An 11,519-nucleotide genomic window follows, 5' to 3' on the forward strand; every position below is an offset into this window, starting at 1 on the left:
CCATCCTTTAAAGAAAGCGTAATAGCTCACTGGTCTAATAGAAACCCTGCGCCGAAAATGTAACGGGGCTCAAGCCACGTGCCGAAGCTGTGGGTGCATACATTGTATGCGCGGTAGCGGAGCGTTCCGTAAGTCTGCGAAGGAGACGGGGTGACCCTCTCTGGAGATATCGGAAGTGCGAATGCTGACATGAGTAGCGACAAACAGTGCGAGAAACACTGTCGCCGAAAGTCCAAGGGTTCCTGCGCAAGGTTAATCCACGCAGGGTAAGCCGGCCCCTAAGGCGAGGGCGAAAGCCGTAGTCGATGGGAACCAGTTGAATATTACTGGGCCTGCCAGAAGTGACGAATGCGATATGTTGTCTGTTCTTAATGGATTGGACAGGCTTTTGGAGCATTCCGGGAAAGAGCTCTGGCATATAGACCGTACCCGAAACCGACACAGGTGGACTGGTAGAGTATACCAAGGCGCTTGAGAGAACGATGCTGAAGGAACTAGGCAAATTGCTCGTGTAACTTCGGGATAAGCGAGACCCGTATGTGGGCAACCATGTGCGGGTGGCACAGACCAGGGGGTAGCGACTGTTTAGTAAAAACACAGGGCTGTGCGAAGTCGAGAGACGACGTATACGGCCTGACGCCTGCCCGGTGCCGGAAGGTTAAGAGGAGATGTGAGAGCATTGAATTGAAGCCCCGGTAAACGGCGGCCGTAACTATAACGGTCCTAAGGTAGCGAAATTCCTTGTCGGGTAAGTTCCGACCTGCACGAATGGCGTAACGACTTCCCCACTGTCTCCAGCATCGGCTCAGCGAAATTGAATTCCCCGTGAAGATGCGGGGTACCCGCGGTCAGACGGAAAGACCCTATGAACCTTTACTGCAGCTTTGCAGTGGCATCAGAGACATTCTGTGTAGGATAGGTGGGAGGCTATGAAGCATGGGCGCCAGTCTGTGTGGAGCCATCCTTGAAATACCACCCTGACTGTCTTTGATGTCTAACCGCGACCCGTAAGCCGGGTCCGGGACCCTGCATGGTGGGCAGTTTGACTGGGGCGGTCGCCTCCCAAAGTGTAACGGAGGCGCGCGATGGTGGGCTCAGGTCGGTCGGAAACCGACTGTCGAGTGCAATGGCATAAGCCCGCCTGACTGTGAGAGTGACAGCTCGAACAGAGACGAAAGTCGGCCATAGTGATCCGGTGGTCCCACGTGGACGGGCCATCGCTCAACGGATAAAAGGTACTCTAGGGATAACAGGCTGATCTCCCCCAAGAGTCCACATCGACGGGGAGGTTTGGCACCTCGATGTCGGCTCATCACATCCTGGGGCTGGAGCAGGTCCCAAGGGTTCGGCTGTTCGCCGATTAAAGTGGTACGTGAGCTGGGTTTAGAACGTCGTGAGACAGTTCGGTCCCTATCTGCCGTGGGTGTAAGAGACTTGAGAGGATTTGTCCCTAGTACGAGAGGACCGGGATGAACATACCTCTGGTGCACCGGTTGTCGCGCCAGCGGCACCGCCGGGTAGCTAAGTATGGACAGGATAACCGCTGAAAGCATCTAAGCGGGAAACCTACCTCAAAACAAGGTCTCACAGGGCCGTGAAAGACCATCACGTCGATAGGCTGGGTGTGAAAGCGTGGTAACACGTGCAGCTGACCAGTCCTAATCGCCCTTATTACTCACATCAACGCCGCTCTCCCTCACAGGAAAGCAGCATGCACATACATAGCAGTCATCCACGCATCCAAAGCGTCTCTCTCATCTCATTCCACCCCTTCTCCTCATCCCGTCCCGCTCATTAAGCAGGACAGGGCATGCACCAGCCTCTCCACCCTGCAAAGGGTGGGCCAGATGACCTGGTGGCCATGGCGGGAGACTTCCACCCGATCCCTTCCCGAACTCGGCCGTGAAACGCCCCAGCGCCTATGATACTGCAGCTTAAGCTGCGGAAAAGTCGGTCGCCGCCAGGTCTCCTGACCCACCCACATCAAACCGATATCCTCAGGGGATCATTCCAATCATCCCCCACCATCGCGGGGTGGAGCAGCCCGGTAGCTCGTCAGGCTCATAACCTGAAGGCCGCAGGTTCAAATCCTGCCCCCGCAACCATCTTAATAACACCCCCACTTCATACGCCTCACGCGCCTCAAACAGGCCGCTCTCTCGCGTCCTCAGCTCCCCCCATCGCATCACATTAAAAAACCCCGCCCACCGCCTCGAGACCCCAAAGCGGTAGGCAGGGGCGTCTCGGTCCAGACCGACGCTCTACTCAATCTTCTCAAACGCACCCGCAACACGAACCTCAACCTTCTCATCAGGATAAACCGCCGCGACCACCAACCTGGCCGCACGGATAAAACCGCCCCATACCCCCGTCACCACAACCCCCACTCACCTCAAAGGCAGCCGGAAAACGCCGGAAGGGGGCATTTCGAGGGAAAGGAAGGGGCAGAACATTGATCGGGAAAGACAGCTCAGTCTTGATCTCCACCAGATCGTGACCACAATTACAAGCATTGACAAGTTCGGGTTTTGAACCAAATAACTCTCGAGACGGCAGTGGACACATGCTGCGTCAGAACTTAAAAAAAATTAACTGACATGACCCGCATCGAGGTCAGTTTTTAATCCCCCTTTAATAATTAAACCATATTTTATATTTATGAAGCTGCGCATCGCAGTTGTTTGACCAGCCTTGTTCCAGGCAATTATTCGCCCGTTAAGCATATATGCTATTCGTGGAAGCAGGATGAAAACTACCCGCAATGGACGCCCTGCGTCGGGCGCATAATATCCCGATCCGCCAACTGCCTTTTAGTCATGACAAACTGAAACCGAACTCTCCCAAATAAGCAGGAAAGATCGGAAAAAGCCCTATCTCACAGGGTTTGAGCGATACGCCACGCGCCTGGCCAAGGGCGTAAAAAGAGCGGAAAGAGTCGGCAAGCCTTCCTGACTGTCCCGCCACGGCAACCCTCGAAATCATCCATTTCCCGCCTTTAAATCACACATCTGACAGACGGTGTGGGAGGTGATTTTTCTCAGAAAAATTTGAATGACCGGGATCTAAAATCGGGTCGGCACCATGGAAAAAAGAAAGTTAAGACATCCCATATACGAACGAAAGATAAAAAAATATTTTATCACATTTAACTTTTTCCAATTCTTTGCGTTCATTAAGCCGGAGCAGGGAGGCGGGACCTTGATCGCCGACTGGCTTGACGTCAGTCAAAGAGATTTTTGCCTTACTTGCCCGAGGTTATAGGTGTTTTGGAGTGTTCGTATTTGATGATGGTTACGCGGGGTTGAGATCCCCGATCAGGACCATCACCCAGCCGCGGGGCAGGATCGAAAGTAAAAGCAGGTTACCCCTCGGATATATACATGAAATGTGAGGCGATTCCGCTGAAACGACCAGTTCCAGCGCAATGACCCCAAGTAAACATTGATAAAGCGGAGCGTGAAAATGCTCTGCTCGAATACGCGTCTCCAAAATGGCCCCTAACTCTGACGAAATAAGTCTGGATCCCCTCAAAAGGGGACGGGTTAAGAGGTTTTATTTACTATGAGCGATACGTCATATACCAACGTGAAATATATCGTCTCGAACCCGAGCAAAACGGGTCCGAATTTATCGATGAATACGCAGGACATGCAGAATGGCGATATCGGCGTCAACCCTGTGCAACCGAACCTCCCAGGAGGATACGACACTGATTGGCGTGAGACGCAATGGAACGCGGGCGAGACGTTCGACCCCTTAAAAGGGCGCGATAACGTCGTCTGGGACAATACGAGTGGTTATTCCATCGGCAACTGGCAGCAGGGCTCGCCGACTTCCACGGCTGGCAGCTCACAATATGCGGTTTACCAGGACCCCCAGAACGGGAATTACATTTATAAAATGTCGGTCCAAGGCGGGAATTTGAATAATCAGCAGATTGCCACCGCAAAAAATTTTGGAACAGCATATGCCTTTGATCATCCGATCACGCTGACGACAGATATTGCCGTCAGCAACATCAAGGGTTCAACCGGCTTCATTGAAGGCGGGATCAACTTCACCCTGCAATTTGATAATGGCACGACGCAATACGGCCTGTTCCTGCAAGTTCCCACTTTTGATGGGCGCGGGGCACCCGTTGCCTACACAAGCATGTCCGATAAAACGAAGATCATTTATAATGTCACCGGCAAATCGACCTCCTATATCAAGGTGGATGATCCCTCAACGTCCGGCGTGACCTATAAGGCGACGATCGACGTTAATCAGGCCCTCAAATACGCCATCGACGCGATCGCCAAAGCCCATCCTGCGGATGCCGCTGCGATCAAGGACCTCAGCCACTGGTATCTGACGGGTGTCTATTATGGTATCGAGAGTAACGGAACCGGGCTCGCGACCGATAAGTCGGGAACATTGACGGTCGCGAACCCTCAATTGACCTATGACAATTCCAGATCCTTAAATTATTCCGACCTCAGCTCAACGGGGCGGTCACTTACCCTGACGCCCGAAACAACAGGTGGTGCCGTGTCTAACGTTGTCATCCCTGGCAAACAGGTCAACATCATCGTTGAAAATGTCGGCACTGATGCGCTCGGTGCCATTATTAACGACTACGCCAAAAGCATTGCGCAATATGCTTCGGCCAATACGCTTCAGGCCTCTGTCCTCTCAACAGGTGACAATACTGGCTCGGGCACGGCAAATGCCCCGGCTGAAGGCATCATCACGGATGCCGGCTCCTATAAACTCAACGGAAATTACGCCTATTTATTCGTCGGCACGATGAGTGGGACATCGCCAACCGGGCGCGTCACGATCGACGGCACCGCGAACACCGCGCAATATGTCCGTCTCATTTCAGACAGCGCTTACGGGATTGACGCCAAATTCGGCAATGTCGGCGGCCAGATCGCCGCAAGGGCGGGTGACAACAATATCGATGTTTCCGGGTCCCGGCAGAATTGGGACATCGTGACAGGTGACGGCAATAATACGATCACCGGCGGCGCCGGCACGAATATGATCAAAGGCGGCAAGGGCCGAAGCGTCTTCAACCTTGGCGGTTCTAACAATTACATTCGGTCGGAAGGTCAGGATACGATTAATGGCGTGCAGGGGGCTATCGACACTGTCAGTTTGATCGGTGGCGGTGCCACAGCGACGCTTTATACCAATGCCGCCGTCGTCGATCTTTCAACGAATAATACCATCCGCGTCGCCGATAACAGCACGGTTTTCGGTGGGACAGCCTCTAGAATCATGGTGACAAGCGGCGATGCGACGGTCGTTGGCGCGGTCAGGGATACGATTTCCGCGGCGGGCAATCTGACCGTTACGCACGGCGCCGATCTCAACCTTTCCGTGGCAGGCAATTTGACATTCATCGCCGGCACGGGCCAATCAACAGTCTCGTCAGGCGGTGGGACAGTCTGGGGTGCTCAGGGTCTCAACCTAACACTCAGCTCAAATTTCGGCTCATTATTCACCGCGAACCAGCCGCATGCCATAGGAGATCAATATGTCGACGCATCCCGCTCGAACGCGTCCATGTCGTTCTGGACAGGCGCCGGCAATCAAACAATCGTTGGCGGGACGGGGTCGGACAGTTTCTACTTCGGCACCGCGTTCAAAGGCGTCAATACGAGCCACGTCGCCGCAACCGTCACCGGAGGAACCGGCGCCGGCAACAAATTCGGGATGCTTGTCAACCACACGGCGGGCGACTTCTACATCACCGACTTCCGCGCCGCGAACAACCAGTTTTTCCTTTATTCCTATCATCCGGCGAATGCGACAGAGGCTGCGCAAAAACTCCTAGATGCGGCGACGATTTCAGGCGGTAACACGTCGATTCTGGTTGACGGCAATGCGCGCGTCACCTTCCTCGGCGTCACCGACCTCAAATTGACGGATTTCTCCATTTCCTGAAATTCCGAGACGGGCGGACGATTGCTTTATCCGCCCGCTCCATATCCAGGCTCGGCAACCTCAAAGTCAGTGTCAGCCCGGATTTTGGATCTCATTAGACGTCACAAGCCGCCAGGCACCCTCAATATGTTCTATGATCGTCACAGACAGGTTCTGAATACAGAAATGCAGAGCAGTCTCAGGATGAAGTTTCAGCGCATGGGCGATCGCGGCACGAATAGCGCCGCCATGACTGACAATGACGATATCTTTACCCTCATGACTTTCCGAAAGCTCGTCAAGAGCATGCCCGACACGGGCGCAGACATCCAGCATGCTCTCACCTTCAGGCGGGCACTCAGTTGCGGAAAGGGACCAGAATGGATGCGGCTTCTGTTGCAGTTGCTGGGGGACATCTTCCAGCAGAAGATCCTGCCAGTTACCTAGCGACTGCTCAATAAACCGCCCCTCAATCGACACATCCCGCGCGCCGTAACCATTATCAAATATAGCCTGTGCCGTGTTACGCGCGCGACTCAGGGGCGAGCTGAACCAGACGGCGTTTTTCGGGAGGCGCCGGGCGAGGCGGGCATAATAGGCCTTTTGGCCCTCAAGGTGCTCAGGGCACAGCGCCACATCAATCGTGCCGTAAAGTTTACGGCGCGCCGCCTGGTCAACAATCGCGTGACGAATCAGCCAAAATCGCGTCGGCCCCTCCGCCAGATCGAAAGCATCAAGAAAATGTCCATGCGATGTCATGATGCGGCATCAAAATCGTGAAGAAAAAATATGTCACGAACACAATTAAAAAAGGTGCAACTCATTTAACGAATCCATAATGTGTGTATATTAAGCGTCTGTTGACGACGTAATAAACGCGTTGGCGTTCTGCGCAAGGGTATCCGTTTTGTCGATTGCCATGTTCACCCCTCCATTTGGGCGGTGGGCGCGGGGAACGCGTCTGAAACGGGGCCTCCGGGCGGTCAGGGCATTGTTCTAACAATAATCGTTTCGCGGGAAAAGAATTTGCTTATTCTACTTACAGGCGGTTGTGGTTTTATCGGATCTTCAGTTGTTCGACATTTCATCCAGTCGACAGGGCATTCGGTTGTCAATGTCGACTGCATGACCTACGCCGCGACAGAAGACTCCGTCGGACCTGCCGCATCGAACCCCCGTTATCGGCATGAAAAACTCAATATCCTTGATGCAGCGGGACTGGATCGCGTTTTCTCAACCTACCAGCCTGATGCTGTGATGCATCTCGCGGCGGAGAGTCACGTCGATCGCTCAATCGATGGGCCGCGCGCCTTTATCGAAACCAATATCGTCGGCACTTTTACATTATTGGAAGCCGCGCGGCGCTACTGGCAGCAATCTGATCCCGCCCGGCAGAAGAGTTTCCGCTTTCATCACATCTCAACGGATGAGGTCTTCGGGCATCTCGCGCCGGATGCGCCGCCTTTCACGGAGACGACGCCGTATGATCCGCGCAGTCCATACTCAGCCTCGAAAGCATCCTCCGATCAGCTCGTTCGCGCGTGGCATCATACTTACGGTTTGCCGAGTTTCGTCACAAACACGACGAATAATTACGGATATTGGCACTTCCCCGAAAAACTCATCCCGCTCGTGACGATCAACGCGATTGAGGGCCGTCCCCTTCCGGTTTACGGGGAGGGCAGCAATGTCAGGGACTGGCTTTTCGTCGATGACCATGCAGAGGCCCTCGTACGCGCTGTCGAGCGCGGCGTCCCCGGGGAAACGTACGCGATTGGCGCGCGGCAACCGCGGTCAAATCTTGAGGTTGTCAGAGCGATCTGCAATGTGCTCGACGAGATTTCCCCCGACCCGAAAGGCAAGCGGGACCGCCTGATCAGCTTCGTCAAGGACCGTCCGGGACATGATTTCCGCTATGAAATTGACCCGAGCCATGCGGAAGACGCCCTCGACTGGAAGGCGAAACATGATTTCGAAACGGGGATCAGGCTGACCGTTGCTTGGTACCTCAAAAATCGGAGTTGGTGGGAAGCGATCCGTCAGAAGCGTTATGACGGACAAAGATTGGGAAACTGAAAACATGTCGTCGAAAAACGAGAATAACGCCATGAAGGGTATCTTGCTGGCCGGTGGGTCGGGGACGCGCCTCTATCCCATGACATTGGCGACGTCGAAGCAACTCCTTCCTGTCTATGACAAACCGATGATCTATTATCCCCTGACGACGCTGATGCTCGCCGGGATTCGCGAAATCATGATCATCTCGACTCCTCAGGATATCGGGCAGTTTAAACGGCTGCTCGGGGATGGATCCCAATTCGGCGTCAGTTTTGAATATCGCGTGCAACCTTCCCCGGACGGCCTGGCCCAGGCCTTCCTGATCGCGGAAGACTGGATTGACGGGCATCCCTGCGCGCTGGCCCTGGGTGATAATCTTATCTTCGCTGAGCATCTCAGCACCATGTTGCGTGACGCCGCGACACGGACCCATGGCGCGACCGTCTTTGCCTATCAGGTCCGTGATCCGGAGCGTTACGGCGTCGTCACTTTCGACGAAAGCGGGAAAGCGCTGCGCATCGTCGAAAAACCTGCGCATCCCGAATCAAATTGGGCCGTCACGGGACTTTATTTTTACGATCATCGTGTCGTCGAATTTGCAAAGCAGGTTAAACCCAGCGCGCGTGGAGAGCTGGAGATCACGGACCTCAATCAGATCTACCTTGAGGAAGGGACGCTTCAGGTCGATAAGCTCGGGCGGGGTTGTGCCTGGCTTGATGCGGGCACGCCGGACAGCCTGATGCAGGCCGGTTTGTTTGTGCAGACGATTCAATCGCGTCAGGGCATGTTGGTGGGCCTTCCATCGGAAGCCGCCTATCGCATGGGTTTTGTTGATGAGGCGCAGCTGGACCACCACGCAGCCACGCTCGGCAAAACGATGCTCTCCCGGATGCTTCATGAACTGAAAAATTAAAGCCAGGTCGTCCAAAGGATAAAATATGAAAGTCTCGCGACTGGACATCCCTGATGTCATCCTCGTTACCCCCCCGAAATTCGGCGATGCACGAGGGTTTTTCTCCGAAACATATAATGCGGCGCGTTATGAGGAGGCGGGAATCGCGCTTCCCTTTGTGCAGGATAATCAAAGCCTCTCGCGCCAGAGAGGCGTGGTGCGCGGGCTGCATTGTCAGCTGGCACCTTTTGAGCAAGGAAAACTTGTGCGCTGCACGCAGGGCGCCATTTGGGATGTCGCGGTGGATGCGCGTTCCGGCTCCCCGACATACGGGAAATGGGTCGGCGCGGAATTATCTGAGGAAAACTGGTCTCAACTCTGGGTACCGCCCGGGTTTCTGCATGGTTTCATGACCCTGACGGATCATGTGATGGTGCAATATAAGTGCACGTCCGTCTATGATAAGGCGTCTGAACGCGCCGTTATCTGGAATTGCCCGCATCTTGGTATCAAATGGCCCTTGCCGTCATCCGATATCGTCCTGTCTGAAAAGGACCGGGAAGCGCCCCATTTCACGGAAGTCAAAGACTGGTTCGAATATTGATGACTGAGAATAACCAACAAAAAATACTCGTCACCGGGGGAAGCGGGCAACTCGCAACCTCTCTCAGGAAACGTGCACCGGGTGAGGTTATTATCATCGGTCGGCCTGAATTTGATTTTGATCGCCCGAAGTCCATCCTGGAAGCTTTGGCGCGCTACCGGCCTTCCGCGGTTGTCAACGCGGCAGCATGGACGGCGGTAGACCTTGCTGAAAGTCATGAAGCTGAAGCAAAGGCAGCCAATCAAACGGGGCCTGAAATCATCGCGCGATATTGTCGTGAGGCGCGCGTGCCCTTCATTCACGTGTCGACGGATTATGTTTTTTCCGGGGATAAGGGCGCACCTTATCAGGAGACGGATCCGATCGCGCCCTGCACCGTCTACGGCCGGACAAAGGCTGATGGTGAAGCGGCGGTCATGGCCGCTAACCCTGAGAGCGTCATCCTGCGCACATCATGGGTTTACGCGCCGCACGGCAAAAACTTTGTGCGGACGATGTTGAATGCCGGTGCTAAAAATCCACGTCTTAAAGTGGTTGCGGATCAACGCGGTAACCCGACAAATGCGGATGATCTAGCTGAAGCCGTCCTTGAAATCATGCATCGACTTCTTTCTAAAGAGCAAGGCGACGCGTTGGGGGGCATTTATCACGCGGCGGGGACGGGAGAAACCACATGGCATGGGCTCGCTGTCGCCGCGCTTGAGGATGCGGTATCGCATGGTCAGCCCTTCCCGGAGGAAGTCACGCCGATCGCGACGGAAGATTGGCCGACGCCCGCAAAGCGCCCGATGGATTCACGACTGTCATGTCAGAAATTGAAAGAAGTGTTCGGGGTTGAACTGCCGGACTGGCGCGTCAGTCTCAAACGCGCCGTTGGTGAGGTTTTTACAGGTAAATCGGTTTGACTTTTTCTCTCAAAGATGGCGCCTCTCATATCGCAGAGGCGCCATTGCCTCGGGCATCTCAGTCGCCGGTTATTTACATCCTCCTGTCGCTTTATAATGGTGCAGCTTATCTTCCTGACCAGCTGGAAAGCTTCCTGCGTCAGGATTTACGGTCATGGCGGCTTCTTTGGCGGGATGACGGGTCTGAAGATGGGTCCCGGGCTTTGATGCGGGCATTTTCGGCAAAATGCGCGGCGGGGCAATGCATGGAAGTGTCCCTGTCACCACGTCGCATCGGCGTGCGACGTTCCTACGAGCTTTTATTGGAGCACGTGCCTGATAATGGCTATGTCGCTTTCGCCGATCAGGATGATGTCTGGTTGGATGACAAGCTCTCACGCGCCTTCGATGCTCTGAAAACTTCTCGCAAACCGGCCCTATACTGTGCACGTCAATTCATCGTTGATGAAAATCTGGGTCATCGTCGCCTCTCCCCCAGGCTGCCGGCCGGTAAAAGCCTTCATCTCGCGGCGGCCCTGACGCAGAATCTCGCCGTGGGTCACACGATCCTTCTCAATCCCGCCGCGATCGCGCTTATCAAGAAAAGTGTTGTGCCGGAGGATGTGCTTCTCGACTGGTGGAGTTATCTCATCGTCGCTTTATTTGATGGCGACATCATGACGGATAATCGCCCGGCAAGTCTTTACCGGCAACATCGGCAGAATACGGTCGGCGCCACCGCGCACCTCCCCATACGGGCCTATCGCGCGATGCGGCGGGGACCAGCTGTTTTTATGCGGCGCTTTGCTGGCAATGTCGCGTCTCTGCGGCAGGTCGCGTCTGCCTCTCCTTCATCACTAATGTCGGAGCACGCGTCAAAAGCGCGTCATCTCCCCGCGCAGCAATATTGCGCGTTTCTGGATGAGATTGAGGAAGCGCTCAGGGCGTCGCCACTGGCGCGTATCAAATTACTGTCCCGCCATCGTGCCCTGCACCGGCAGGGCCGGTTGGAGCATATCGTGTTTTGCCTGTGGTTTATCCTGCGGCGCGCGTCTCAGTCCCCCATCCGTGTGAAGGAGGTAACGCGTCGATATGATCAAACGCGCGCGCTCACCCCGAAATTGATGCCGGATAAAGCAAGCACCGAACGACATTGATAAAGCGAGGC

The 11,519-nt window shown here is 54.7% G+C and carries 7 protein-coding genes, 1 tRNA gene and 2 rRNA genes (1 of these 10 only partly in view); 9 read left to right on the forward strand and 1 reads right to left on the reverse strand.

All coding sequences use genetic code 11. The features are described from left to right. The 4 genes from CGLAMM_RS08075 to CGLAMM_RS08090 all read left to right on the forward strand — a co-directional run. A 23S ribosomal RNA gene (locus tag CGLAMM_RS08075) occupies positions 1-1,682 on the forward strand; it begins 1,056 nt to the left of the window's first position. 169 nt (positions 1,683-1,851) lie between these two features. Beyond that, positions 1,852-1,966 (forward strand): 5S ribosomal RNA (gene rrf, locus CGLAMM_RS08080). A gap of 62 nt (positions 1,967-2,028) precedes the next feature. Beyond that, positions 2,029-2,105: transfer RNA gene (locus tag CGLAMM_RS08085), tRNA-Met, on the forward strand. 1,456 nt (positions 2,106-3,561) lie between these two features. Then, positions 3,562-5,934, forward strand: coding sequence for a beta strand repeat-containing protein (locus CGLAMM_RS08090; RefSeq protein WP_394818655.1), 2,373 nt, complete (start codon positions 3,562-3,564; stop codon positions 5,932-5,934). Between the two features lie 72 nt (positions 5,935-6,006). Here CGLAMM_RS08090 and CGLAMM_RS08095 read toward each other — a convergent pair whose 3' ends face one another. Then, the gene (locus tag CGLAMM_RS08095; protein WP_394818654.1) at positions 6,007-6,672 is read right to left on the reverse strand and encodes a histidine phosphatase family protein; all 666 of its coding nucleotides are present in this window, start codon (positions 6,670-6,672) and stop codon (positions 6,007-6,009) included. Between the two features lie 267 nt (positions 6,673-6,939). Between CGLAMM_RS08095 and rfbB the strand changes: the two genes are divergently transcribed. From rfbB to CGLAMM_RS08120, 5 genes are read left to right on the forward strand one after another with little or no spacing between them, the layout of a single operon-like run. After that, positions 6,940-7,989 carry a dTDP-glucose 4,6-dehydratase gene (rfbB, locus tag CGLAMM_RS08100; protein WP_394818653.1) on the forward strand — a complete coding sequence of 350 codons (1,050 nt, stop codon included), beginning with the start codon at positions 6,940-6,942 and terminating at the stop codon, positions 7,987-7,989. Between the two features lie 31 nt (positions 7,990-8,020). Next, positions 8,021-8,884, forward strand: coding sequence for a glucose-1-phosphate thymidylyltransferase RfbA (rfbA, locus tag CGLAMM_RS08105; protein WP_394819073.1), 864 nt, complete (start codon positions 8,021-8,023; stop codon positions 8,882-8,884). 25 nt (positions 8,885-8,909) lie between these two features. Next, positions 8,910-9,467 carry a dTDP-4-dehydrorhamnose 3,5-epimerase gene (gene rfbC, locus CGLAMM_RS08110; protein WP_418115564.1) on the forward strand — a complete coding sequence of 186 codons (558 nt, stop codon included), beginning with the start codon at positions 8,910-8,912 and terminating at the stop codon, positions 9,465-9,467. Further along, a complete protein-coding gene (gene rfbD, locus CGLAMM_RS08115; protein WP_394818652.1) occupies positions 9,467-10,372 on the forward strand; it encodes a dTDP-4-dehydrorhamnose reductase in 906 nt (301 codons plus the stop codon). Before rfbC ends, rfbD begins: the two co-directional genes overlap by 1 nt. Continuing rightward, entirely contained in the window at positions 10,369-11,508 is a 1,140-nt protein-coding gene (locus CGLAMM_RS08120) for a glycosyltransferase (RefSeq protein ID WP_394818651.1), read from the forward strand. Before rfbD ends, CGLAMM_RS08120 begins: the two co-directional genes overlap by 4 nt. The last annotated feature ends 11 nt before the right edge of the window (positions 11,509-11,519 follow it).

Source organism: Sorlinia euscelidii (genome assembly GCF_036452135.1).
GTDB lineage: Bacteria > Pseudomonadota > Alphaproteobacteria > Acetobacterales > Acetobacteraceae > Sorlinia > Sorlinia euscelidii.

Excerpts from the sequence above, each read along its gene's own strand:
- CGLAMM_RS08095 (WP_394818654.1), bottom strand. The coding sequence starts at position 6,672 with ATGACATCGCATGGACATTTTCTTGATGCTTTCGATCTGGCGGAGGGG.
- CGLAMM_RS08090 (WP_394818655.1), top strand. The coding sequence starts at position 3,562 with ATGAGCGATACGTCATATACCAACGTGAAATATATCGTCTCGAACCCG.
- rfbD (WP_394818652.1), top strand. The coding sequence starts at position 9,467 with ATGACTGAGAATAACCAACAAAAAATACTCGTCACCGGGGGAAGCGGG.
- rfbA (WP_394819073.1), top strand. The coding sequence starts at position 8,021 with ATGAAGGGTATCTTGCTGGCCGGTGGGTCGGGGACGCGCCTCTATCCC.
- rfbC (WP_418115564.1), top strand. The coding sequence starts at position 8,910 with ATGAAAGTCTCGCGACTGGACATCCCTGATGTCATCCTCGTTACCCCC.